Here is a 24,881-nt window from a genome sequence, read left to right as displayed (position 1 = left end):
ACCGAAATCGCCTTCGTAGGGCGATGGAGTTTGGAGCACCGGGGGCTCTTGACCCACGCCGGGTGGGGCGCTCTAGGCGGGACCATGAAAACGCGACTTTCGGCAAGCCCGGCGCCTTTTTTCTGAAGAACTCAAGGACCTCAGGTTCGCCAAGGCAGGCGCAAAGCCATCGCACCCTGCCCACAGTAACCATGCATATCAAGCAGCGGAAGGCGCAAATCGTGTTGCCGTTTGACAGCAAAGCCAAGTTGGTGGCGCTGACACTCCAAGCGAGGGTCGGTACATGCGCCCGCCGGCTCGGCCAGTCGGAATCCGTCAAAAGAGGCGCTCGCAAGCGGGATTTGAGCGCCGAAACGAGGCTCATTGCATCAATCAAGATTGAAACGTCGTTACAGTCGGTGATCCATATTTCGCGACAGTCAGCGGGGTCGACCCGAAAGAGAATCCGCATGCCAGGAGACGGATCAGACCATGACCGACCATCCGCGCGCTTGATAGCTCTGGAGACACAGCTCTCAAACGGATGTCCGGCACACACCAAATGCTTCGACCGGCCTGGTGCGGTGCGTCCTAATACGTGGTCCTTTGTCAAAAACGTGATTCTAACGAGTATTTCTCGTCAAGACCTCGCGGCAATAGGGGAGTTCCTTGAGCCGATCGTCCTGAAAGAACGCATGGTGCTGCAACAGCCGAAAAGGCATCCTGGTCATGTTTATTTTATCGAATCGGGCCTCGTCTCGCTAAGGATTGTCGCGGCGGGCAGCATCCTTGAGACGGCGGTGATAGGACATCGGGGCGCGGTCGGTGCTTCGCTCTTTGTGGGAGAGCATCTTTCGACTCATCAATCTGTTGTGCTCTTTCCTGGAAACGCGCACAGGATCCGTGTCGAAGATTTGTGTCGGGTGATGACCGAGCGTCCTGAAATCCGAAAACAGCTTTTTCAGTACCTTCAAGCGCTGGCCTTGCACTGCGCTCAGACAGGATTATGCGGGGTTCGGCACGATCGCGAAAAGCGGCTCGCGAGCTGGCTTTGTTTGGCCAGTGATGCTCTTGGCGCTCATGTGCTTCCAGTCACCCATGACTACCTTTCGTCTGTCTTGGGATTGCGCCGCGCTGGGGTAACGGAGACGTTGACCCAATTTGAAAAACAAGGGTTGGTTCGCAAGATGCGGGGCGTTTTGCAGATCGATGGACGCAAGGGCCTCGAGCAAACGGCATGTGGCTGTTATAAACTTATTTCGGACGCTTATGTCTAGTCGTGTCCGTAGAGACCAAGATCCTCGTCGATAACGACGATGCGGTCATCGGGCCAGCCGAGGTCGCGGGCTTTGCCGACAAGCGCATATTGCCGCTCTGTCGATGCGCGGTTGTGCTCGACCTGTGCGGCGCTGGATTGGCGCAGGTAGACGACCGCAATGACTTGGCGTAATCTTGACGCGCTCATTCATCGCTTGCCTCCGTCGATGGGCTGTTCTGAAGCAGGCGCGAGATGAGGCGCGCCAGAAGCTCGATTGCCGCGATGCGGGCGGCTTCGTCGATTTGCTCCCACGTCACTGGCGCGCTTGGTGGAACATCCGGCTGATCGAAAAAGTCCAGGTTCAATTGCATGGCGGCTCTCCTTGGACGGCGCCGACTCGGCACCCCGGATGCAAAGAGCGTCGACGAGCTTGCGCAAGTGGAGCAAATCACCGAGCCTACCGAGATCGTGGACAGCGTCATCGGCGTCGATTGGCGGCGTGCCTCCAAGCGGCTCCACCTTCCAATCTGTCCAGCTCGCCGGAATCAACGACCGAGTGCCATCCGGCAGAACTGTGAGGAGATAGTGGATGCCGCGCCGCCTAATGGTGCCGAGCACGGCCAACGCCCGACCTTCGAATGCGTGACGCTTGCGCGTGATCGTCACCGAAGCCGGCATATCATGGCGATGGGCAGTGTGTGGCCGCTTCCTTCGACTCGGTCGACCACGAGTGGTTGTTGCGGATGGTGGCGCACAGGATCGCCGATCCTCGCATCTTGCGGCTCATAGAGCTGTGGCTGCGGACCGGCGTTCTTGAGAGCGGCGAAACATCTTTCTGCACTACATCCTCGATCTCTGGCCCACCGTGGCGCAGTCGGCACGCACGCGGTCGCGTTGTGACCGTGCGCTATGCCGACGACTTCGTCATGGGCTTCGAGAGCAAGGCGGATGCGCAGGAGATGCTCTTGGCCCCAAGGTGCGGCTGGCCAGCTTTGGCCTGATGCTTCATGAGGGTAAGACGCGGCTCATCGAGTTCGGTCGGTTCGCGGCCCTCTCGCGTCAGCGGCGCGGCCAGCGGCGACCCGAGATCTTTGCCTTTCTCGGCTTCACCCACTACTGCGGGCGGACCCGGGACGGCCGGTTTATCGTGAAGCACAAGACGGAAGGGAAACGCCTGACGCGCAAGCTGACGGCGTTGCGCCAGGACGCCTGGCGGTTCATGCACGAGTCACTGGCCACGCAGCACGAGTGGTTCGCCTCTGTGCTGCGTGGACACTACGGCTACTACGGCAGGCCGCACAATTATCCAGCGCTCAACGGCTTCTACCGCGAAGTGCGTCGGACCTGGATGCGCTATCTGAAACGGAGCAGCCAGAAAAGTCGGCGCATGGGTTGGTCCGAGTTCGAGACCCTAACGAGCACGCTTCCGTCTGCCCGTTCCACGAATCACTCGCACTTGGGCACAGGCGCGGATATGACGCGGGTCACCCTTGGAAAAGAGCCGGGTGCGGGAAAGCCGCCTGCCCGGATCTGTGAGGGCAAAGCCAAATGGCCGAGCTACTCGACCACGACCGTGGTTCCACGCTCTAAGATGGCCCTGTGGGAATTCGCCAGTCTCATTCCCGTCAGGAGGTTGGAAGGGCAAGCCGCTCAATCGGTTGAATGTGCCGCGCGAGCGGGTTACGAGCCTGATCGACGTTGCGCGATCGCATTTCTTGCAGGATCAGCCGATGATTGGGCGTGCTCGCCAGCCGCTACTGCACGCCATCGCGAACAACAACTGGAATTTGCAAGGAGCAGACGCGACATCGCGCAAGGTGCCACGAGGGCGGAAGGCACCGTTAGCAGTCTCAAATCCTGAAAGTTTACGTATTGTCTCCTTCAATCAGGGCGAGCTCTATCCGCGCCAAATGGTGAGAGATGCCGCATTGGTAGCGCGACCAGTTCGGCGCATCTCGGCTATCTCCTTATGGTTATCGAACGGAGCAAACCCTTACACCGCGAGGGGCATGGCGATGACAAGGTGTTGGGCCTCCACTTCCCGAACGACCTCACGCACGTTCGACCGTTCCGACCGAGGTGCCCGCGCCGCCCTCGCATCCTCCTCTCACATCGTGAAAATTCGTCCCCGGTTCAGGATATTGTTCGGATCGAGCGCTCGCTTGAGCGTACGCATCGTTTCGATTTCCTCCGATGTCCTACTCATCTTCAGATATGGCCGCTTAACTATGCCGATGCCGTGTTCCGCTGAGATCGATCCGCCAAATTCACTCGTGATCTGATAAGCAAGCCCCTCTAATTCCTGCCGCCTATCGGGCGTGTGCTCGTGATGTAGCTCAATATGCAGGTTACCATCGCCAGCGTGCCCGAAAACCATCGCGAACGCGCCGGCGTCGATCTCCTTAACACGCGCGACAATTGTCTTCACGTACTGATCCATCCGGTTGATGGCGATGCTGACGTCGAGGGCGATACGTGCAGCATAAGGAAACGTCCGGGCAAGTTCCAAGCTGCAATCTCGGATACGCCATATCGCTGCTGCAGATGCATGCGACATCGAGAGCGTCGCGTCAAGGATTATGTTCGCGCGCATTGCCGTATCGAGCAGCTTTTCGAAATCGGCATGGATGCGATGGGCATCGTCACCAGAGGCCTCGATCAAGACATAAAAGGGATAATCGACCGGCAGCGGCCGAACCACGCCGTTCACGCGCTCGAGCGCGAGGCGGTAGTACTCGTTCCACATCACCTCAAATGCGGTCAGTTCTCCGCCCAGATGTTTTCGTGCCATCCCCAAGATCGAGATGACTCGTGCAAAGGAGGGCAGGGCGCAAAGCGCAACTTGCCGCTCCGTAGGGGCGGGGAAGATGCGTAAGGCCGCTCGCGTCACCACGCCGAGAATCCCCTCGCTGCCGATGAAGAGTTGCTTAAGGTCGATGCCAGTATTGTTCTTGATGTATTTGCGCAAGCCCTGCAGCACCGTGCCATCGGCGGTAACGACTTCGAGGCCGAGGATCAAGTCGCGCGTCATGCCGTACCGAATCACGCGATTGCCGCCGGCATTAGTCGAGATGTTGCCGCCAATAGTACAGCTACCGCGCGCGCCGAGATCGAGTGGGAACATGTAGCCTTCCCGCCCGATTCGTTCCTGTATCTTTTGCAGCGGCGCGCCGGCCTGCGCCACGGCTGCGCCTGACGAGGTGTCCACCTCCTCGACCGCATTCATAAGTTCCATCGACAGCACAATTTCATTCGGGTTCGGCAGAGCGCCGCGCACCAACCCGGTCATACCGCCCTGCGTCGTTACTGGCACTTTTTCGCGGTGACAGAGTCGAAGCAAGGCCGAGACATCTTCCGTCGTCTTTGGACGGACGACTGCTCGCGGCTGCGCGACCGGTTTACCCGCCAAATCATGGTAACAGCGAGGGTCAATGTCCGTGCCAGTCAGCACCGAACCCTTGCGGAGCGCCTTGCACAGTCGGTCGATGAAGCTGTCGGTCATGTCCCTCACTCGAGCTAGTCATGATGGCATGGTCCCCTGTTAGAACGCTGCAGCGTTCTCGTTGGCCTGCCGGGCGAGGTTCTCAGCAACTTTATTGATGCTCGTCGAGAACCACAAATCTTCTCCGCGCATTCATTGCACCGATCTAGCAATCTCCATCGACAACGCCGGAAGAATCCCGCTGCTCTCGGGCTGCGGGTTCTATCGCAGTAGCAATCGACGTGCCACTCGTGGAATCGGACGCGCGCCTTGCTTTGATAAGAGAAATACGCGTAATCCCAACGTAGCTGCGCTTGATGCTCTGGCCATGCATTGAGCCAGAGCGAAATTTCAAAGTTGATTGGGTCTGCCACTAGGATCAGCTCAGCCGTGCTGACAAACGCCGCAAGGCGTTCTTTCGGGCGCAAACGACCGCCCATCCTGTTCGGTTTCTGACGTCGGTGTGATGGCGGTTGCGCTCAAAGCAACCAGCCGTCGCCTACGGCTTCTCCAATCCCAAACAATAGCTTAACACGTTGCAAGGTGCTGGCATGGTTATTGCTACTCAAAGGCAGCGAGAGGAGCCAGACGACCGATGCTCTGTTTTCCCGGTGTTCGAGTCGTGAGGACATTCGTGCTGCAACGGAGACATACCGATAAAGAAGTGCGGCCGCACTGTTGCATGGTGCTGGGGCAAGAGACGGGGCAATGGCTAGGCCGAGCAAATCTGTCGCCGCCGGAATTAGCTGGTGCGTGCACACCGCCTTCTATCTGAAAGGAAGCGCGCGGCTTGTGTCGACGACAACAAACTGTTTGCGAACGCGACGTTGTGCACAAAACCAGAGCAAGGCGAATGGCTTGCGCGGCCCCAAATCCTGCGGCCGCAAGAAAAGGGCGTCGAAAACGGCGTAACAGCGTCAGGCCATTTCAGCGCGTCGGTTATGTGAGCTGACGCCTAGAGCAGGGATGTCACACTTGTTCCATCGATGGACGTGTGTGCAAGTCGGGAATATGCACCTTGTGAAAGTTTATGATGCGAACTGAAATGCGTTTTTGGCGTGACGACACAACGGTTACGCTCGTTGCAAGCGGTACTGCCAGTTCAGCGGATCTAGAGCCTGCGGTGAAGATCCTGCCAGGACTGTGGAGCTGGACCAGAGGATCTATTGGCGTGCTCGTCGGCGGCGACTGCGGCCAGAAATCCTTCAGTGACTACGGTCCATCAATCTACCGCAACGTCACCGATACCCCTGTGTTCTTGCAAGATGGCCAGATCGGCTACAAACGAGCCCGCCACCGTGGCGGCGTCATTCGACGACGCGCATTGAGATGGATGCGCTCACGGGCTTGCCATCTTGCAGATTGCACCCGATACATCCGTAGGCTGCGCCTCGTCACTCCAACGGGCGAGGCTTTTCGTGATCAAGTCTTGTTCAACGATCGCGCGCCTACGCCCGCTGTTCTTGCTGGGTTTTCGGCCGTGCCGTTGACCGCCGGCGTTGATCCGGACCGACGTCCCGCTCGCCCAAAGCACCCAAGAACCTACTGTTTTCCGATGACTCCCCTGTCGTTCCTGGCGCCACCGCGCGTCAATTCAGATGGAGTCGGCTCGCGCTGTGAGTGCGGCCGGATTGCGCCATGATTGTTTCCGACGACAAACGACGCGCCGCGATCCGCGAGGTGATCCCTTTCGTGTTCCAGCACTGGCTGAAGCAGCCTGTCCGCCTCACGATCGTCTTCGTCGGCTTCTTAGGTGCATCGGTCGCCGACCTGTTCATGCCAGTCTATTCGGGCCGTCTGGTCGATGCATTAACGTCGGGTCCGTCCGATTTGGCCGCACGGCATGCGGCGCTCCTTGCGTTCGGCGGCATCGTCGGGCTGGGTTTCGTCTCACTCATCCTGCGGTTTGCTGGCCTGCAGGCGATTGTGCCATTCACGCTTAAGACGATCTCCGATGTGGTGCGCGAAGCCTTCTTGCGGGTGCAGCGCTTCTCGACCGATTGGCACGCCAATTCCTTCGCCGGCTCGACCGTGCGCAAGATCACGCGCGGCATGTGGGCGCTCGACCTGCTCAATAGCATCATTCTGATGGCATTTTCGCCATCGCTCGCCGTGCTCGTGGGATCGATGATCCTGCTCGGCCTGCACTGGCCCGCGCTCGGCGGCGTGATCGCTGTCGGCACTGTAATCTATGTCGCGATCACGATAGCGATGACGATCGGCTACATCGCGCCGACTGCACGAATAGCCAATGCCTGGGATACCAAGGTCGGGGGCACGCTGGCGGACGCGCTCACCTGCAACGCCGTGGTGAAATCATTTGGCGCGGAGGCGCGGGAGGATGCGCGGCTCAACGGTGTCATAAACCGGTGGCAGGCACGGGTATCGCGCACGTGGCTGCGTGGCAACGCCACCAATGTGTTGCAGCACGTGATGCTCTTGTGCTTTCGTGGTTCGGTAATTGGCGGCGCTATCCTGCTGTGGATAGCGGGGCACGCCTCCCCGGGCGACGTCACCTATGTGCTGACGAGCTATTACCTCATTCACGCCTACTTGCGTGAGGTCGGCATGCACATCAACAATCTGCAGCGTTCGGTGAACGACATGGTGGAACTTGTTACAATTAGTGGCGAGCCGATCGGCATCATCGATGCACCCGGCGCCAAACCGATCGATATCCAGGGCGGAAGGATTACATTCGAGGACGTGACCTTTCACTACGGAGCGGACCGCTCGCCGTTTTACGACGGCTTGTCTATCGACATCCGTGCCGGCGAACGCGTTGGGCTTGTCGGCCGTTCCGGCTCGGGCAAGACCACGTTTGTCAAGTTGGTGCAGCGGCTCTATGACCTCTCCGGCGGCAGGATCCTGATCGACGGTCAAGATATTGCCAAAGCGACACAACAATCGCTGCGCAGCCAGATCGCGATCGTGCAGCAGGAGCCGATCCTGTTCCACCGCTCCCTGGCTGAGAACATCGCCTACGGCCGGCCCGGCGCGAACATGGCGGCGATCGAGCAGGCAGCGCGGCTCGCCAATGCGCATGACTTCATCCTGCGGCTGTCGAAGGGTTATGGCACGCTGGTCGGCGAGCGCGGCGTAAAGCTGTCGGGCGGTGAGCGGCAGCGGGTCGCGCTGGCGCGGGCGTTCCTCGCGGACGCGCCGGTGTTGGTTCTGGACGAGGCGACCTCGAGCCTCGATTCGGAATCGGAGGGGCTCATCCAGCAGGCGATGGAGCGGTTGATGAAGGGACGCACTTCGATCGTGATCGCGCATCGGCTGTCGGCGGTGCGCAACCTCGATCGCATTCTGGTGTTCGATCGCGGTGAGATCGTCGAGCAGGGCACCCACGGCTCCCTGACTCGGGCCGGCGGCATCTATCGATGGCTGTTCGAACGGCAAGCCAGCGGTAGGGTCTCGGCGACGAGCTAGCCGATCACTCCGGACCCATGCGAAGCATCGAAACCTGACAATCGGACGCCTTCGGGTCACGCCTGTATGGTGCGTCAAACTTGAATACGATTATGAGTTGGCAGGCTGCGTGCCCCGCGGGATTATCCGGATGGGTGTTCCGAGCGACGTTGTTCGCGCTTCCACGCAAACGCCTGCGCGACAGTGGTCGCTCGCCTAACATGAACATTCGTCTCAACCAGACGGATCATCATCCTCTCGGATAAACGGGCAAAGGATCCTCGCCGCGTCACGGAGCCGTGCAGAAGCTGCAGGCTATTGCCGTCCGCCCTCTGATCCACGCGACCTGTTCGGCGAGCCTGTTCAACGAACTGCTCGTGGAGTTGTCACACTGATCCGGCTCGATTATCACAAGAACCTACGGGGGCGAGCGGACTTTGTCCAATAACTTTATCCCGTTCCGTGCCTCCGTTTGGGTCCATGTGCTTTGGCTGCCCAGCAACATGTTTGTCCGCTCAGGTGATTTACTTGAGAGGCGCGCAGAGTGGGTGCAACTTCCCGTGGACTGTGTCTGCGATTATCCGCGTTGGTCATTCGCCTCCGTTTGCCGCGTCTACGCTACGCTCGGTTTGCCTCAATCGGGTAACGACGTTCCCGGCCGCGAGCAGGTTGTCCGATTTGTCAATCAAGATCCATCAGCTGCATGCGCATGCTAACAGGTTGAGGGAGAATCAACTCCATTATAAACTCCAAACTGGAGAGAAGCCTTCTACAGCTTTCAGGTCCATGGGTGCGATCCGCGGGCGGTGCGATTCGCGCAGTCGCCGGCTTGGTGCCGCCAGGTACGAAACGTCAGTATATATCGGCCGCACGAAGGCCAAGTCTGCGAGTTTTGAATGTCGGCAGCTAGGCTCAAAGTGGCCTTGCACGGATTGAAAAAGGGCGCCGGGAGAGCGGCAGGATATTGAAGGTGTAAATCCTTTTCGCTGAGCCTTTAAGCTGCGTCCTGGGGCGCCAAGCGCTCGGTTCTTGTCCAATTTCTGACAGGCACAAGGCCCCGTCAGGTTCAGAACACTGGGGGGACTTGGATGTTGTCGGGGTTTCGAATGCGTGATCAGACGCTTAGCGAGCGGTGAGACGCTGGCATGGCCGTTGCTATTGAGATTCAGCAACACTCGGTTGGGGCGCCAAGTCTCGCAAGGAAGACGAGATGCTCTTCTCTTCAACCTGTGTGTCGCCTGTCCTGAACAAAAAAGCTCACGCAAAAAACCGCGCAGCTTTGGCAATAGCTTCGGAGTGCAACATGGTGCTGCGCATGGAATCGCTGGCTCCTTCCTTTAAAGCGGAGAGTTGGCTAAGAGGCCAGCCCGTGACGAATTTCCAGCCGGGGAGAGTGTATAACGTGGAATGGGCAACGTTGTCCGGACCATGTGCTGCGGCGATGCTCCGTCTCGTCCAGCTGCAACAAGCATACAAAGACGACGACCTCGACGTCGTCGGAAACGCTGCTAACGAGCGAGCTGCAATCGGATAAGGCACGAACCAAGTTTGAAGGTCTCGAAGATGAACTATTCTATTGCGTTCGACTTCACGGGCAAAATGAACAAGCTTTGGATGGAATCCAGTTCTGCTCCCGGGATCTCCACCTCTTTCGTCCTTGATCGCGACAGCCACATCGCTTCTTGTCGGACATCCGATGAGACTCGATGGCGTTTTGCCGAAAGTCCTCCAAGCCATCTGGCGCACCAGAGATGAAGGTAAGGCAGCCGATACGAAGCGGATAGCCGAGCCAACGCATAGCCCGCAAACGAGCAGTGAATGTCGCCTGCCTCGTAGCGCTGAAAGTGGGACTAGATGAAGCCATGCCTGACGTGCAGATCAGCCTCTTCTGCGCCTTCGGCCTCGACGCGGTGGATTTCGCCGAAGTCCAGATCATGAGCGGCCAGCATGAGCATCATGATCGGCGGCGGAGCCAACTCTTCGCGCGACTATGTCGATACCTATGCCGTGGAGAGCCAGCGAGCAGCCAAGCCTCGAATTGGGTCCGGTTCAACTCCCGCCGTCATAGGTATCGCCATCACCGCAGGCAAAAAGTACTGTCAGCCGACCCCGATCTTGCGATGCCCGAGGGCATAAGTCGCACTTATGCGCGCGTGTTGAGAAGGGGCGAGGTCGCGATACCAACTGTGCGAGCAGAGCCGCCGCTTCTCGCTTGCGTTGCGGCATCGGAACCTCGCGCAAACCTTGGGCCTTGGCCATGAACGGCCCGCGCTCACTGCTGTACACAAGTTTGATCTACGTGAACCTCCACTGCCGCTCTATAAGCTGACCTGACGCCAACGGTAACGACGACACAAGGAAGCGGCCCGATGCCGATCGACTACCCCGCCATACTCGATCTCAAAACCGAAGCCGCTCCCTATTCGTGGAGCGATCGCGAGGTGATGCTTTATGCGCTTGGCATCGGCATGGGCTCCGATCCTCTGAACGAAAGGGAGCTGCAGTTTGTCAACGAGGCTTTTGCAACACCCAAGCCGCTAAAGGTGGTTCCGACTTTTGCTTCGGTCTGCGTCTGGGGGGCTCGACCCGGATTCATCGACCTCAACCGCGTCATGGTCCTTGACGGCGAACGCGACATCACATTTCACAAGCCGATACCTGTCGCGGCCAACGTTACGGCGGATGCTCGCGTGCGCGGCGTGTTCGACAAGGGCGAGGAGAAAGGTGCGATCATTCAGAACGAAGTCGTCGTCAAAGATTGGGAGGGTGACAAGATCGTCACGATCGCTTCTTCGACCGTTGCCAGGGGCGATGGTGGCTTTGGAGGACCATCGGAGGGAATGCCCGAGCCGCACCAAGTACCTCGCCGAGCGCCGGACAGATCAGTCGATATCCCGATCCGGCCCGACCAAGCACTGCTCTATCGTCTATCGGGTGATCGAAATCCTTTGCACAGCGATCCGGAATTCGCGCGTAAGGCCGGTTTTCCCAAGCCCATTCTCCACGGCATGTGCACCTATGGACTGACCTGCAGAGCCGTGTTGCAGACGTATGCTGACTACGATCCCTCTGCTTTCCATCGTCATCGCGCCCGCTTTTCCGCCCCGGTGTTTCCGGGTGAGATCATTACGGTCAATCTCTGGAAGGACGGCGATTCGATTTCGTTCGAAGCTCATGTTCGGGAGCGCCAAGTTACCGTCGCCAGAAATGGGCAGACGCTGCTGGGCTGAGCTGTCTAGGTGAAGATGACAACGGAATTGGCGAGGCACCCGTGCGGCCTTAAGACGCCCGGGAATCGACCCTGCCGGTATGGCGAGGCGTCGCTTGGTGCGCCAGCGCTGCTTTGCCCCAATCACGATCCCGCCAAGACGCCGAAGGCGCAAAATCTGAAAAGAGCGGTTCCCTCTGCTGCCGCGGCCTGGTGATCCGCCTGAACGACCCGGCCGCGCTTGGAGGCCCACCAGGCCGCGGAAACGGAGATGTGAGCGACTATCTAACACTCATATCTTACGGCGCGCATGCTGCGCGTGTACGTCAGTACTGCTTCAGACCGGGGGTAACGGTGTGAGCGTCGCAAGGACGAAGAGCCGCGCCGACCATTGAGGAATGGAGCTTGCGCCTAGCGTGTTGTCGCAACACTGACCTTGCTGGCCGCGCTGCGCAGCCGTTGCCAGATGCAAACCGGGCGGCTGGCGCGCACCTTTGGCGCGGAGGATGAGTAGATCGTAGCGCTCGTCAGATGGGCAGCAGCTCGCCCAGCGGAGGAGCCGGATGGGAGGCGATCCATTGCAACGATCGACCTAGAAGCTCCTTTCCGGACTGCCTTGGAGAGGCAGGGGCAGAAGGCGCTCACGAGATTAAAGGCCGCCGTCGGCTTATTTTTGCGTATGACAGCGCGGACGCATTTCTTTGTTCTATTTGCGAAAGTTCAAGCGAACCGTCGAATCTAATACGAAGCGTCACCTGTGAGATAATTTTGAAGGACCGTCATCGCCAAACGTTCGGCACGAGAGGTGTCCTTCGCGTCTGCTCAGCCGTGTCCGGTTTCAAATCTCTATGTTCGGAGCGCGACGCTAGGGTGAAAGTATTTCGTCGGCGCGGCACGAAGTAGATCAATTTACATCTCCTCTAGCATGAACAGCGTTTTATGGCACGCCGATTGCTGCAGCGACCGTAAAGCATCGTTGCGAAATGCCGACAGTCCGGAGTTCATGAGAAGGTTTCGATTTATCCAAGTCAATGCCATAGACAGCAGCACTGTCGCGTGCCGTTCCGCAAAATTTGCGCTTGCATCGTACGGTTCGAAAGAATGCCCCGACTCTCGAAAGTTTTAGGTTCACGGCTGTGTGCCATGCCCGGGAATGACGCCGAAGAAACCGAAAGCACATCAATGTCAGAAAGCCTTATCGACCTGCTCGCTATCTTCGACGTGGAACCGATCGAAACGAACCTATTTCGTGGCAAGAGTCCGAACACTAACGCGCAACGGGTGTTTGGCGGGCAGGTGATCGGGCAGGCGATGATTGGGGCATGCCGTACGGTCGAGGGTTGGCTACCGAACTCGCTGCACGGCTATTTCATCCGGCCCGGCGACCCCCAGGTGCCAATCATTTACCAGGTCGAACGGCTGCGTGAGGGCAAGAGCTATTCGACGCGCCGCGTCACCGCAATCCAGCATGGCAACGCAATCTTCTCCATCGTGGTGTCGTTCCATGCCGGGGAGGAGAGCGCCTTTGACCACCAGGACAAGATGCCCCGAGTGCCGCTGCCGGAAAAGCTCATGGCGGGGAAATTGCCTAAGCAGCCGATGTATTGCGAAACGACGGAATTCATCCGCCGCTATTACGCGATAGAGTTGCGCCCTGTCGAGATTGGCCGTTATGTCGGTCAGAAAATTGATGACGGTCGCGTTCATGTCTGGATCAAGTCCGCAGCGACGTTGCGCGACGATCCAGCGCTGCATATGTGCGCGCTGGCCTATGCCTCCGATTACTCGCTGCTCGATGCGGTGACGGCGCGCTACGAACGCCCACTGTTCGACAAGCGGATGATGATTGCAAGTCTCGACCACGCAATGTGGTTCCACCGCCCGTTTCGGGCCGACGAGTGGCTACTTTACGCCAAAGAGTCGCCCAGCGCGCAAGGCGGACGCGGTCTCGTGCGCGGCTTATTCTTCAAGCCTGACGGCACGCTGGTCGCGTCTGTCGCCCAGGAAGGCTCGGTGCGCGAGCGACGCTGAGCCTTCACGTCCGTATAGACGTGATGATAGTTTCGAAGATCCCAGTGCCGTTGATCCTCCGGCACGAGATGCGTTCATGTCTCTTTCATGTGCGTTGTCGTGTTTGGGCCGTGTCCGATTGAAGTCTACGTTGGCAGTCCGACAGTAAGCGCAAGTGTTGTTGCCGGCGCGGGATGAGCACATCGATTTCGCATCTCTTCAACTATAGCGGCGTGGCACGGTAATTGCTGGTGGGGGAGTGAAGCATCATTGGAAATGGTGGACGCGGTAGTCCCGGCCGCAGGAGTTCAACTAGGACTTCTCGATCTGCTCAAATCAATGTCAATAGACTCAGCATAGTCGCAGTTGGCGGGGGTCCTTAGCTGGGAAAGAGATGGACGAAAAACAAGAATCCCCGGGTGGCGCGAAAGAATGCCCGATCTCGAGAGCTCGGCTTCATCGCTGGGCCGCCATGCCGGGGAATGATGCCGAAGAAAAACGAAAGCGCGTCAATGTCAAAAACCTCGATCGACCTGCTCGCCATCTTCGACCTTGAACCGATCGATGTGAACCTGTTTCGCGGCAAACATCCGAACACTCGCTCGCAACGGGTGTTCGGCGGCCAGGTGATAGGGCAAGCGATGGTCGCGGCATGTCGCACGGTCGAAGACAGGCTGCCGCATTCGCTGCATGGCTATTTCATTCAGACCGGTGACCCTAAGGTTCCGATCATCTACCAGGTCCAACGGCTGCGCGATGGTAAGAGCTATTCGACACGGAGCGTCACCGCGATCCAGCAGGGGAAGGCGATCTCTTCCATCATGGTGTCCTTTCATGCGGGCGAGCAGGGCGCTTTCGACCACCAAAACAAGATGCCCGATGTTCCGCCGCCAGAAAGGCTCACCGTCGAGGAACTATCCAAGCGACCGATGTTTCCTGACATACCGGAATTCATCCGCCACTATTATGACTTCGATCGGCCGATTGAATTGCGTCCAGTCGAGATTGGCCGTTATGTCGGTCAGAAGATCGACGACGGCCGCTTTCATATCTGGATCAAGGCGGCGGCAAAGCTGCGCGATGATCCTGCGCTGCATATGTGCGCGCTGGCCTATGCCTCAGATCTGTCGCTGCTCGATGCGGTAATGGTGCGCTATGGCCGCACTCTGTTCGACGGGCACATGATCTCGGCGAGCCTCGATCATGCAATATGGTTCCACCGCCCGTTTCGGGCCGACGAGTGGCTACTTTACGCCAAAGAGTCGCCGAGCGCGCAAGGCGGACGCGGTCTTGCGCGCGGCTTGATCTTCAAGCGTGACGGCACGCTGGTAGCGTCCGTTTCTCAGGAGGGCTCGGTGCGCGAACGGCGTTCGGTTTCCAAGTGAACAAAAGCGTTCGGCGACCGGCAGTCATGCGCCTCACCCACGTCAGCAGGATTGCGATCCGGCCCATCAGCATCTGCGACTGCGTGGATCTTCTTGCTGTCCCTCCGCGCGAGCGGCCAATAACCTGCTTGCGCTCCCACTTTTTCCGCTCGCTGTCGAGCGATGCGCGTTGACGTGCGTGGCGTCGATCATTTGCGTGTCCGTAGCGCGCGCCAGGCCGGCAAGCTCTCGGAACAGGTTTTCCTAGACCCCACGTCAGCCAGCGCACAAAGCGATTGTAGATTTTTGCCGCAGGACCATATTCGGGCGGGCAATCGCACTAGCGGCAGCGACGTTTCAAAAGATGAACGATGCCACTGATCACGCGGAGATCATCTGCAGGCTGAACCCCACGGGCGTCCGTCGGCAAATGAGAGACGTTCCGCTCCCCCGTCCGGCATTCGTCGCTCAACAAAATGGAGTCTTGCGCAAGGTCGCAGCTTCAACGCGAGACGGATCGTATTGTCAGCGCAGAGAAAAAATGACGTCTGATCCTAGTCAGCTTCAGCTCCGGCCCGTTCGCGCGGCCGCAAACATTCACGTTTCCGTCGAGTCCAGCGGCTTGAGATCCGCACAAGAGGTTCGACAACGAGAGACTACTGCTGAATTGGCATCCAAAGACAAACCAGCCTGTGAATCATCGATCAAGCGACGCAGAGCTTGCGCCCGCGCGTCCACGAGGAGCGCTTAATCCGCCGCGACTAAGCCTCGACGCGTACTATGCGTCTGACGGGTGGCCCGATGAAAAGCAGTGCCGCCCCGTTGTAAGACTTGAACTTCGGAAGTATGCACCTGCTCGGGGTGATTAATGCGAAGCGGCCACGCGGGACGCTTCAAGAAGTTCGAGGAGCGTCACCTTGGCCGATGGCGTCAGGAAGGACGAGGAGTTTTCGGGCACGAGACCCGTCGAAGAGCGACATCGCATCGACGAGATCCGTCTCGATCGTTGGATGCGGCATGTCGAGGGCTACGCCGGCCCCTTGACCGTCTTACAGTGTAAGGGGAGGCCAATCCAATCCCACCTACAAACTCGACGGCCCCGGCCGCTCCTGCGTGATGCGCAGAAAGCCGTTCGGGAAATTGCTGCCGTCGGCGCATGCGGTGGATCGCGAGTTCCGTGTCATTTCTGCGCTCGGCCATCAGGGCTTCCCGGTCGCGCATGCATTTGCGCTCTGCACTGACGATGCTGTCATTTGGCGCGGCCCTCTACATCATGTCGATGGAGGACGGACGGATCCGACCTTGCCGAGCCAGCCGTCCGAGATGCGACCTAAGATCTTCCGCAGCAAGATCGAGACTCTCGCGGAGCTGCACATGCTTGATCCCGATAGGATCGGCCTTGCCGACTTCGGAAAGGCTGGCAATTATTTCGCGCACCAAGTCGATCGCTGGGCCAAGCAGTACCGCGCCTCGGAGACGCAACATATTCTCACGGTCACCGAGCAGAAACGTATCTCCATCGTGCATGGCAACTATCGGCTCGACAACATTATCTTCCATGCAAGGCAGCCTCGCGTGATCGCGGTACTCGACTGGGAATTGTCGACGCTCGACGATCCCATGTCCGGTTTTACCTATCTGTTGATGCAATGGATTAGGCCGGGGCTTGCGGACGCCGATCTGAAGGCGCTCAATATTCGTAGCATGGACTAGGCTGCGCAAATCTATTGCGACTACACGGGCAGCGAGCTGCGGGATTTGAACTGGTATTTTTCGTATAATCTCTTTCGCTTAGTCGGCATGACCCAACGCATCGCAGCCCGCATCCGAGATGGCACAGCCACCAATACCAAGGCGATCGAAGCTGCCAAGCGCACCGTGCCGTTCGCGAAGGCGTCATGGAAGTATGCGCAGAAGGCGAGCGCGAGATAACGGAAATGATTGAAACGAGCTCGACGTTAGGAACGTTCTCAGTGAGCAGTACTCGGCGTCAAGTTCAATAAAGTCGGTCAAGGGGCATTGTTGGTCCGTTGAACCTCGGCTGAAGCTCATGCGCCGCCGTTCGCGTCGAAATAGCAATAGCCCTTCTATCGAATGTGCTCCTCACCAGAGTAGGTAGTGTCTCGATCTTTGTTGACGGCGTACAGCAATACTATCGCAGCATACGCTATGTCGCAGGTCACAGCTGGACGGAGTACAGACATGAATATCCTAGTTGATCCGCTGCAACGTCCATTGGTGCAAGTACATGATCATGCCGCCGCTACAAGAGGAAAGACAGGAGTTGATTTGATTTCCATAAGTATGTCTCGATCGCGGTGACGAGATCAACAAAGGCACCCGCTCCCCAACAAAATCACGAGATGGGTTGTGGATGATAAGCCTCGACAAAAAGCACGAGGTCGCGTTTTACAGGTTGTTCGAGGGTATGAGCTTTCGCGCACCAACTCTACAGAGCATCTTGCAGAGGTGTTTAGCGCTGACCCGCTCCAACATGCACATCTTCACGACTTTATATAGCACCAAGCGCGAAAAAGATGACCTGTAAAGTAGCCTTCCATGGGATGGTTTGGCTGCGAACAGCATCTTGAAAGGGCGCACCCAAAAATCATGGCAGGAGTAGCATTTGACCGCTCTTTTGCCATGACTTCGTATTTGGCGTTGTAGGGGCGATGGCAGTTGGACCGGTCGTTGCGCAATACGGATATGCGCATCAATGAAGCTGGAATGTCGGCTGAGGCTCTCAAGGCGCCCGGGACTAACTACCTCGGCGATGATTGTGTCCACGAGCACCGCGCGGCTCAACGCGGATTGCAAGCCAGGCGACTAGGACTTGCTGCTGTCCGGCGATGCACAGCGAGAGGCAGTGCTCCGCTGCTCCCCTGCCGCTGCCTGGCCGACGACCATTGGCCCACCATGGTGAGTACCGGCGCTCTTCGTGCACGAACGGCCGAAATCTTTGTCCGGTTTCTGACAGTTCTAAAATGATCTGGCCTTCAATACACCGAGCATCGTTTCCTATGTGCGAACATTCGCAAAGCAAAAGCTTATTGCGTTCAAACGCCGCAGCACGGCCGTTACCTATTTAGAAGCGACTACCCCGAGTGAGGAGCAACAGAACTGGAGCAAGGCAAAGCCGATGAAGATCACGAACGTTCGCACTCATATCCTTCAAGCCGCGCTGGCGGAGCCTCTTGCCTCCGCGCGTGGCTGGTACCATACACGTACAGCGATGCTGGTCGAAATCGAGACCGACCAGGGTGTCGTCGGCTGGGGCGAATGCTACGGACCGGCGGGGATGACGGCCGCCGTGGTCGAGAGCGTCGCGCCATGGCTAGTTGGAGAGGATCCGCTGCGCACAGAGTATCTCTGGCAAATGATCTATGCGCGCCTGCGTGATCACGGCCAGAAGGGTGTGGTGATAGAGGGCTTGAGCGGTATCGATATCGCGCTCTGGGACGTCAAGGGCAAGTACTTTGGCGTTCCCGTGCATCAGCTGCTCGGCGGCGCGCGGCGGACTCACATCGTCGCCTACGCGACTGGCCTCCACCGACGCAAAGCTGAAGACCCGACCCGGTATCTAGCCGAGGAGGCAGCGCGCTACGTCGCGGAGGGATTCTCGGCGGTGAAGCTCAAGGTCGGCTTCGGTGTGGAGGAGGATGCGGTCGCGACAAGCGTCGTGCGCGAGGCGGTCGGGCCGACTGTGTCGCTGATGGTGGATGCGAACCACGCCTTTGACAGCGTCGCAGCGATCCATCTGGGCCGCATGATCGAGAAACACGATATTGGCTGGTTTGAGGAGCCGGTACCGCCAGAGGATCTTGCCGGCTACCGCGCGGTAAAGGGGGCAATTTCGATCCCGATCGCAGGCGGGGAATGTGAGTTCACCCGCTTCGGGTTCCGCAACCTGTTCGTCTCGCGCGCGCTCGATATAGCGCAGCCCGACGTTTGCGCGGCGGGCGGGTTGACCGAATGCAAGAAGATCGCCGATATGGCAGAAGCGTTCGGCGTCCGTTACAATCCGCATGTTTGGGGCACCGGGATTGCAATTGCCGCGTCGCTGCATTTGCTCGCCGTTCTGCCGCCGCACACGCGGTCCTCGCCCATATCCGTGGCGCCGTTGCTGGAGTTCGACCGAACCGAAAACCCGCTCCGGCAGGCGATTTTCACCGAGCCCATCGAGCACACTCGCGGCATCGTCCCCGTGCCTAACGGGTCGGGATTGGGCATCGAGATCGATCGGAAGGCCCTGGCCCGATTTGCTAGGCGGTGATGCATCAGCCGCTGCGCGCGACCGCAGCATTGCTGATTGGCAGGCGCTAGCCGCTCAAGTCTCGCGATCCTGCCACACATCTGATGATCCGGGCAAACGGCGAGCGATGCTTCTGCTGTCCTTGCTCACGTTCACGGTCATGCCCGATCTTAGATCAGCATTGATACGCAAGCGGATCGAAGAACCGTTGGGTTGGATGATGATGTCGGTGCTCTGCTTAGGACCAGCTGTTGCGGCAGACTGCTCGTCGAACGAGCTGGCAGGTCGACTATGGCCGCATCAAGGACTCCGCGCGCGTCGGAAGCCGTTCTGGACTGTCCTCGCTGGGGAGCCGTCGTGCCGAAAACCCTCAGCGTCCGCCAGCATTTCCGCAAACCTGAGGCTTCTTCATCCGTCCGTTCTCAGGACTACAGGGCTCGAACGGTAGGCGAACGTTAGTCCACATCCATTCGCATCAGAGTTGAGAGATAATGAAGGCTAGCAAATTTTGGATCCGCCAGCCATGCGGCAATTGAAACAACGGTCACGCCTTGATGGTTGTCCGATCTCTGACAACGTACGATGTCTGTTCGGTTCAAAACGCCGGTGATTGTTTGCGAAGTACGAATCATTCTCAAAACGAATCAGAGGTTTACGGCGCTCGAACGCGGCTGGCACGACCGTTGCTACAGAGAGGCGGCAACACTGAGAAGGGGCGGTTGAATGCATTTAGGAGCGCAGGATGAGCAATGCTTCGCTCCCGTAAACCAGGGTGCCCCATTCCTGACGGAGATAGAATGCAGGAATAGCTGCGCAAGCTTTGACGCTCGCTTGATGGGGAGCAAGACGCCCTTAGTGGGACAAATCACATTTTGCGACAAATTGAACAGCGAGAAGTCGAACGCGGACATGGGGGAACTATCATCTAACGGGTTCGCAGCGGTCAGGAAGGGGGAATGCTCGGTGTCGCCATGCAAGGGCGCTAGGATCAGGCGGATCCTTTGCCCCTCGTCAGCCCCGTCGATACGCTTCGCGTTCGGTTTCACCTTACGTCGAGGCCGTTTCTGATTTGGCATGCATTGAGAGGGTTTCACCATCCTAGCGCGCCCCGAATTAATTCGGTTGCAGGAGAACCCGATGGATCTTGTATTCACCGAGGAAGAACAAGCCTTCCGACAGGAAGTGCGGCAGTTTCTGCGCGATAATGTATCGCCGCAGATGCGGCACAAGATGATAGAAGGCCGCCATGTATCGAAGGAGGAAATGGTTACGTGGTGGCGCATCCTCAACAAGAAGGGGTGGAACGTTAGTTCCTGGCCGAAGGAATACGGTGGCACAGGCTGGAGCTCGGTCCAGCACTACATCTTCAGGGAGGAGCTGCAGATGTATCCCGCGCCGACGCCGCTCGCCTTTGGCGTCGGCATGGTTGGCCCGGTCATCTATACCTTCGGTAATGAGGCGCAGAAAAAACATTACCTACCGCGCATCGCAAACGTGGATGATTGGTGGTGCCAGGGCTTTTCGGAACCCGGTGCTGGCTCGGACCTCGCCTCGCTCACGACCAAGGCCGAACGCAGGGGCGACAAGTGGATCATCAATGGCCAGAAGACCTGGACCACGCTCGCGCAGCATGCCAACATGATCTTCTGCCTCTGCCGCACCGATCCCCGCGCCAAGAAGCAGATGGGCATCTCCTTCATCGTGTTCTGCTTGAATTCCAAGGGCGTGACGGTGCGTCCGATTCAGACCATCGATGGTGGCCATGAGGTTAACGAGGTCTTCTTCGACGACGTCGAGGTGCCCTACGAAAACCTAATCGGCGAGGAGAACAAGGGCTGGGACTACGCAAAGTTCCTGCTGGGCAACGAGCGCACTGGCATTGCACGGGTCGGGGTCTCTAAGGAGCGCATCCGGCGCATCAAGGAGGTGGCTTCTGACGTCAAAAGTGGCGGCCGGCCTATGATCGAGGATCCCGCGTTCCGGGAGAAGCTCGCCTTCGCCGAGATCGAGCTGAAGGCACTGGAGCTCACGCAACTACGCATTGTCGCCGACGAAGGCAAGCACTGCAAGGGTAAGCCAAATCCAGCGTCTTCCATGCTTAAGATTAAGGGCTCACAAAGCCAGCAGACTGCGACTGAACTCTTGATGGAGATGATCGGGCCATTCGCTGCGCCCTACAACGAACATCCTGATTCTTCGTACAAAGCGATGGACTGGACCGCGCAGATCGCGCCGAGCTACTTCAACAACCGCAAAGTCTCGATCTACGGCGGCTCCGACGAGATCCAGCGCAACATCATCGCGAAGGCGATGCTGGGACTCTAGCTCTTCTTCCATCCCCGCAAATGGGGACCGGCAAGAGTCCAGATCCGTCGTTAGGAGAAGCTGAGATATGGACTTCAATTTATCCGAGGAGCAGCGGCTCCTCAAGGAAAGCGTCGATGGACTCTTGACCGATGTCTACGATTTCGAGCAGCGCAAGAAATATTCGAAGGAGAAGGGCGGCTGGAGCAGATTGATCTGGAGCCGCTTTGCTGAGCAGGGTCTGCTCGGACTTCCCTTTGCCGAAGCCGATGGCGGGTTTGGTGGCGGCGGCGTGGAGACTATGATCGTGATGGAAGCGTTCGGCCGAGCGCTTGTGGTCGAGCCCTATCTCGCCACGGTTGTGATCGGCGGCGGCTTCCTGCGCCGTGGCGGTTCGAACGCGCAGAAGGCAGCTCATCTGCCTGGGATCATCGACGGCAGCAAGACCTTTGGATTCGCGCAACTTGAAAAGAACTCTCGCTATGATCTGAACGACGTGACTACCTCCGCCAAAAAGAGCCGCGATGGATGGGTCATTGACGGCGAAAAATTTGTTGTGCTCAATGGCGAGAACGCCGACACGTTGATCGTCACCGTGCGCATCAAAGGCGCTCAACGCGATAGAGGCGGTATCGCGGTGCTTCTGGTGCCTGCCGACGCGAGAGGCATCTCCAAAAAGAGCTATCCGACCCAAGATGGGCTGCATGCCGCCGACATCAGCTTCACAAGGGTCGAGGTGGGCAGCGCAGCGGCGATCGGCGATCCCGAGAACGCGTTGCCGTTGATCGAGCGGGTGGTTGACGACGCCCGCACCGCGCTTTGCGCGGAAGCGGTAGGCCTAATGGACGAATCGCTGAAGACCACAATCGACTATATGAGGACGCGAAAGCAGTTCGGAGTGCCAATCTGCTCATTTCAAAGTCTGCAGCACCGCGCCGCCGACATGTTTGTGGCGCTCGAACAGGCGCGCTCGATGTCGATGTACGCCACCATGGCCTCGGATATCGAGAATGCTGCCGAGCGTGCAACAGCGGTCGCCGCGGCTAAAGTGCAGATCGGGAGGAGCGGAAAATTTATCGGCCAGCAGTCGATCCAGCTTCATGGTGGAATTGGCATGACCATGGCGGCTAAGATCGGCCATTATTTTAAGCGGCTGACCATGATCGAGAACACGTTTGGGGATGCCGACTATCACCTTCGTCGGGTGAGTGAGACGGGCGTGTTGGTGTGATTGGTGGCACTTAGGCAGCTAGGTGTTTAGTCCCGGCATTTGCTGGAGCAGGTCAAGTTTGATTCGTTCTTGCTGGGAAGTCCAGCATTTGCAGATGTAGTCGTTAAGTGTGAGACACCTTCAGTGTCTTCAGCCGCCGAATGTAGTTTTTGGGGTTGATGAAGTCGGCAAGGTGTGCTTCGAGCTGATCGTGTCGGTCGTAATGATGGCCTTGGACGGTTGCTTCTTTGATCGTGCGTTCATGCGTTTGACCCGGCCATTGGTCTAAGGATGCGTGACTGGTCAGCCGATGCTCGATGCCGTTTTCGCGGCAGCACATATCGAACATATGTGTCATGTACCTTGCCGTCGGGCCGTCTGCGTCGCTTGGTGGGAAGTGAACTGAATCCCGTTCTCGGTGAGAACCGTGTGTAGTTTGTAGGGACAGCCGCGACCAGCGATTCCAGGAAGGAAGAGGCGGAGGTCCTTCCCATCTTTCTGACCTTTGACCAGTTGCACGAACGCGAACTTGCTTGCGCGATCGATGGCGACCGTAAAGGTAGAGCTTGCCTTCAGCGCTTGTAGTTGAGCGACGTCGATCTGGATATAGCGGATCGGATAAGCCTTGAACTTCTTCTTCAAAGGCTTGCCGCCTTCGACCTCCGCAATGGGCTGATACCCTGGCGCTGGACGCAGCGATGACCGCGTCAGGTGTGGGATGGTCGGCCGCAGTGCATACAGGCAATCATCGAGCGGCGGCGCATGCTGCCGGAAAGCGACGATGATCGCCTCCTCCTCGACTGAAAGGACGCTCGATTGGCTTCCTTAGGGAGATCGGCGACGGTCTTGCGCTCCTTCCATTTCGCGACAGTCTTCTGGTTGATCCCGTTTTGCTTGGCGAGCGTTCTCAGGCTTTCTTGATTCATTTGTATAGACGGACTGCCTCAGTCGTGGCGGCGCAGCCGCGTTAGACTTGTCTGACCTGCCAATGCGTATTTCCTCCAGATGGAGTTAGAGTCCGGCCCGCAGAAGGACGGACAGATGAAGCGAGCAAGGTTTTTCGGAAGAGCAGATTATCGCGGTGTTGAAGGAGCATGAGGCTGGGGCGAAGACGGCTGACCTGGCTCGCTAGCATGAGATCTCCGAGGCGAAGCGCCTGAAAGCCTTGGAAGAGGAGAACGCGAAGCTGAAGAAGCTTCTGGCTGAGCAGATGCTCGATGCGGCCGCCCTTCGGAGCTGCTTTCAAAAAAATGGTAGGGCCCGCCGCCAAGTGGCCTGCGGTCGCGCATCTGCAGGCCGTCATGAGCCTGTCGGAACGGCGGGCCTGTTCGATCGTGAGCGCGGATCGGAAGATGATCCGCTATCGCTCCATCCGTCCTCCGGACGCGGCTCTCCGTGGCCGGCTGCGTGACCTCGCCAACGAGCGGCGGCGTTTCGGCGACCGCCGACCGTTCGTCCTGATGCGGCGGGAGGGCGAGCCATCGGGGATCAACCGGATCTACCGGCTTTATCGCGATGAAGGACGCACCGTCCGCAAGCGACGGGCGCGGGGCCTCGATCCTGGTGGAGGCCAGGCCCAACGCGCGCTGGTCATTGGACTTTGTCCACGACCAGTTCGCCAATGACTGGCGCTTCCGCATTCTCAACATTGCCGACGACGTCACCAAGGAATGCCTGGGCGCCATTCCTGAGACGTCGATCTCGGGACGGCGGGTGTCCCGCGAACTGACGGCAATCGTCAAGCGACGCGGCAAGCCAGGAATGATCGTGTCCGACCATGGCACCGAGTTCACTGGCACTTCATCGCGCCCGGCAAGCCGATGCAGAACGGCTTCATCGAGAGTTTCAATGGCCGGATGCGCGATGAGCTGCCCAACGAGACCCTGTCCTTCGATCTGAATGACGCCCGCGCCAAGATCGCCATCTGGGTCGCCGACTACAATCTCCGGCGGCCTCACTCATCGTTGAAATACCTGACACCCCCGCTATGCCGCCCACCTCACCGCAACGGACGATCGGCTACGCAACCCCGACCAGCTCCGCCGATCGTCCGTTGCTCCACCCGCGCCACTTGGCGGACAAAAATCCGAGACTCTAACCGCCGCAGGATGAAAACTCAGTGGCAGGTCAACGCCCTGCGACTATGGCAATACTGTCACGTGGCACGCGCAAGTTGTCCATCTTTGAACTGGGCAATCAACAGCTCTCGCTGCCACAATGATTGAGCTCTGGGCGCGCTTCAGCGCGTTCGGACGTAAATCGGGGCTTTAGAAACGGAGAACCTTCTCGCGCGGGCATCTACCCAAGCTTGTACTAAGGTTTTCGGCAGATCCTAGCTCGCCAGCCTCTTGCATGTCTGCAATAACTTCCAAGTCTCTGCGCTAGACCGGGCCAGACGCTTCGG

At 58.4% G+C, this 24,881-nt stretch carries 15 protein-coding genes and 3 pseudogenes; 14 read left to right on the top strand and 4 right to left on the bottom strand.

The features are described 5' to 3' along the window. Positions 1-191: 191 nt before the first annotated feature. Positions 192-1,256: a Crp/Fnr family transcriptional regulator gene (locus IVA95_RS28890; protein ID WP_247513561.1), complete on the top strand. Its 1,065-nt coding sequence runs from the start codon at positions 192-194 to the stop codon at positions 1,254-1,256. On the opposite strand, the gene IVA95_RS28885 is transcribed toward IVA95_RS28890, so the two are convergent. Further along, positions 1,253-1,444, bottom strand: coding sequence for a hypothetical protein (locus tag IVA95_RS28885; RefSeq protein ID WP_247513560.1), 192 nt, complete (start codon positions 1,442-1,444; stop codon positions 1,253-1,255). The two genes, IVA95_RS28890 and IVA95_RS28885, sit on opposite strands and share 4 nt — an antisense overlap. After that, positions 1,441-1,608 carry a hypothetical protein gene (locus IVA95_RS28880; RefSeq protein ID WP_247513559.1) on the bottom strand — a complete coding sequence of 56 codons (168 nt, stop codon included), beginning with the start codon at positions 1,606-1,608 and terminating at the stop codon, positions 1,441-1,443. Before IVA95_RS28880 ends, IVA95_RS28885 begins: the two co-directional genes overlap by 4 nt. 605 nt (positions 1,609-2,213) lie before the next feature. Here IVA95_RS28880 and IVA95_RS28875 point away from each other — a divergent pair. Further along, the gene (locus IVA95_RS28875; RefSeq protein ID WP_247513558.1) at positions 2,214-3,098 is read left to right on the top strand and encodes a hypothetical protein; all 885 of its coding nucleotides are present in this window, start codon (positions 2,214-2,216) and stop codon (positions 3,096-3,098) included. Positions 3,099-3,344: 246 nt separating this feature from the next. Here the strand turns inward: IVA95_RS28875 and IVA95_RS28870 are convergent, their stop codons facing one another. After that, entirely contained in the window at positions 3,345-4,739 is a 1,395-nt protein-coding gene (locus IVA95_RS28870; protein WP_247513557.1) for an FAD-binding oxidoreductase, read from the bottom strand. A gap of 1,617 nt (positions 4,740-6,356) precedes the next feature. On the opposite strand from IVA95_RS28870, the gene IVA95_RS28865 reads away from it, so the two are divergent. From IVA95_RS28865 to pimD, 11 genes and pseudogenes are all read left to right on the top strand, one after another. Then, positions 6,357-8,150 (top strand): ABC transporter ATP-binding protein, encoded by a 1,794-nt coding sequence (locus IVA95_RS28865; protein WP_247513556.1) that lies wholly within the window; start codon positions 6,357-6,359, stop codon positions 8,148-8,150. 1,189 nt (positions 8,151-9,339) lie between these two features. Further along, a complete protein-coding gene (locus IVA95_RS28860) occupies positions 9,340-9,663 on the top strand; it encodes a hypothetical protein (RefSeq protein ID WP_247513555.1) in 324 nt (107 codons plus the stop codon). Between the two features lie 283 nt (positions 9,664-9,946). Continuing rightward, positions 9,947-10,157: pseudogene (locus tag IVA95_RS28855) on the top strand (hypothetical protein); the annotation flags it as partial. Positions 10,158-10,498: 341 nt separating this feature from the next. Next, on the top strand, positions 10,499-11,359 hold the full coding sequence (locus IVA95_RS28850; protein ID WP_247513554.1) for a MaoC/PaaZ C-terminal domain-containing protein: 861 nt from the start codon (positions 10,499-10,501) through the stop codon (positions 11,357-11,359). A 1,160-nt stretch (positions 11,360-12,519) separates the two neighbouring features. Further along, positions 12,520-13,368, top strand: a complete 849-nt coding sequence (locus IVA95_RS28845; protein WP_247513683.1) for an acyl-CoA thioesterase II — start codon at positions 12,520-12,522, stop codon at positions 13,366-13,368. Positions 13,369-13,859: 491 nt separating this feature from the next. After that, complete coding sequence (tesB, locus tag IVA95_RS28840) at positions 13,860-14,732, top strand: acyl-CoA thioesterase II (protein ID WP_247513553.1); 873 nt, start codon at positions 13,860-13,862, stop codon at positions 14,730-14,732. 1,095 nt (positions 14,733-15,827) lie between these two features. Next, positions 15,828-16,424: a phosphotransferase family protein gene (locus IVA95_RS28835; RefSeq protein WP_247513682.1), complete on the top strand. Its 597-nt coding sequence runs from the start codon at positions 15,828-15,830 to the stop codon at positions 16,422-16,424. Positions 16,425-16,511: 87 nt separating this feature from the next. Beyond that, positions 16,512-16,643, top strand: a complete 132-nt coding sequence (locus IVA95_RS38865; protein WP_256470305.1) for a hypothetical protein — start codon at positions 16,512-16,514, stop codon at positions 16,641-16,643. Between the two features lie 1,207 nt (positions 16,644-17,850). Then, positions 17,851-18,984, top strand: a complete 1,134-nt coding sequence (locus IVA95_RS28830) for a mandelate racemase/muconate lactonizing enzyme family protein (RefSeq protein WP_247513552.1) — start codon at positions 17,851-17,853, stop codon at positions 18,982-18,984. A 1,116-nt stretch (positions 18,985-20,100) separates the two neighbouring features. Continuing rightward, positions 20,101-21,288 carry a pimeloyl-CoA dehydrogenase large subunit gene (pimC, locus tag IVA95_RS28825; protein WP_247513551.1) on the top strand — a complete coding sequence of 396 codons (1,188 nt, stop codon included), beginning with the start codon at positions 20,101-20,103 and terminating at the stop codon, positions 21,286-21,288. Positions 21,289-21,355: 67 nt separating this feature from the next. Beyond that, complete coding sequence (pimD, locus tag IVA95_RS28820) at positions 21,356-22,498, top strand: pimeloyl-CoA dehydrogenase small subunit (protein ID WP_247513550.1); 1,143 nt, start codon at positions 21,356-21,358, stop codon at positions 22,496-22,498. Positions 22,499-22,516: 18 nt separating this feature from the next. On the opposite strand, the pseudogene IVA95_RS28815 reads toward pimD, so the two are convergent. Then, positions 22,517-23,459, bottom strand: a pseudogene (locus IVA95_RS28815) (IS481 family transposase); the annotation flags it as partial. 90 nt (positions 23,460-23,549) lie between these two features. On the opposite strand from IVA95_RS28815, the pseudogene IVA95_RS28810 reads away from it, so the two are divergent. Continuing rightward, positions 23,550-24,589: pseudogene (locus IVA95_RS28810) on the top strand (IS3 family transposase). The last annotated feature ends 292 nt before the right edge of the window (positions 24,590-24,881 follow it).

It is taken from the genome of Bradyrhizobium sp. 157 (genome assembly GCF_023073815.1).
Taxonomy (GTDB): domain Bacteria; phylum Pseudomonadota; class Alphaproteobacteria; order Rhizobiales; family Xanthobacteraceae; genus Bradyrhizobium.
This window is presented reverse-complemented; position numbering and strand designations above follow the sequence as displayed.

Excerpts from the sequence above, each read along its gene's own strand:
- IVA95_RS28860 (WP_247513555.1), top strand. The coding sequence starts at position 9,340 with ATGCTCTTCTCTTCAACCTGTGTGTCGCCTGTCCTGAACAAAAAAGCT.
- IVA95_RS28835 (WP_247513682.1), top strand. The coding sequence starts at position 15,828 with ATGCGCAGAAAGCCGTTCGGGAAATTGCTGCCGTCGGCGCATGCGGTG.
- IVA95_RS28845 (WP_247513683.1), top strand. The coding sequence starts at position 12,520 with ATGTCAGAAAGCCTTATCGACCTGCTCGCTATCTTCGACGTGGAACCG.
- IVA95_RS28865 (WP_247513556.1), top strand. The coding sequence starts at position 6,357 with ATGATTGTTTCCGACGACAAACGACGCGCCGCGATCCGCGAGGTGATC.
- IVA95_RS28885 (WP_247513560.1), bottom strand. The coding sequence starts at position 1,444 with ATGAGCGCGTCAAGATTACGCCAAGTCATTGCGGTCGTCTACCTGCGC.
- IVA95_RS28890 (WP_247513561.1), top strand. The coding sequence starts at position 192 with ATGCATATCAAGCAGCGGAAGGCGCAAATCGTGTTGCCGTTTGACAGC.
- IVA95_RS28880 (WP_247513559.1), bottom strand. The coding sequence starts at position 1,608 with ATGCAATTGAACCTGGACTTTTTCGATCAGCCGGATGTTCCACCAAGC.
- pimC (WP_247513551.1), top strand. The coding sequence starts at position 20,101 with ATGGATCTTGTATTCACCGAGGAAGAACAAGCCTTCCGACAGGAAGTG.
- pimD (WP_247513550.1), top strand. The coding sequence starts at position 21,356 with ATGGACTTCAATTTATCCGAGGAGCAGCGGCTCCTCAAGGAAAGCGTC.
- IVA95_RS28870 (WP_247513557.1), bottom strand. The coding sequence starts at position 4,739 with ATGACCGACAGCTTCATCGACCGACTGTGCAAGGCGCTCCGCAAGGGT.
- IVA95_RS38865 (WP_256470305.1), top strand. The coding sequence starts at position 16,512 with ATGACCCAACGCATCGCAGCCCGCATCCGAGATGGCACAGCCACCAAT.
- tesB (WP_247513553.1), top strand. The coding sequence starts at position 13,860 with ATGTCAAAAACCTCGATCGACCTGCTCGCCATCTTCGACCTTGAACCG.
- IVA95_RS28830 (WP_247513552.1), top strand. The coding sequence starts at position 17,851 with ATGAAGATCACGAACGTTCGCACTCATATCCTTCAAGCCGCGCTGGCG.
- IVA95_RS28850 (WP_247513554.1), top strand. The coding sequence starts at position 10,499 with ATGCCGATCGACTACCCCGCCATACTCGATCTCAAAACCGAAGCCGCT.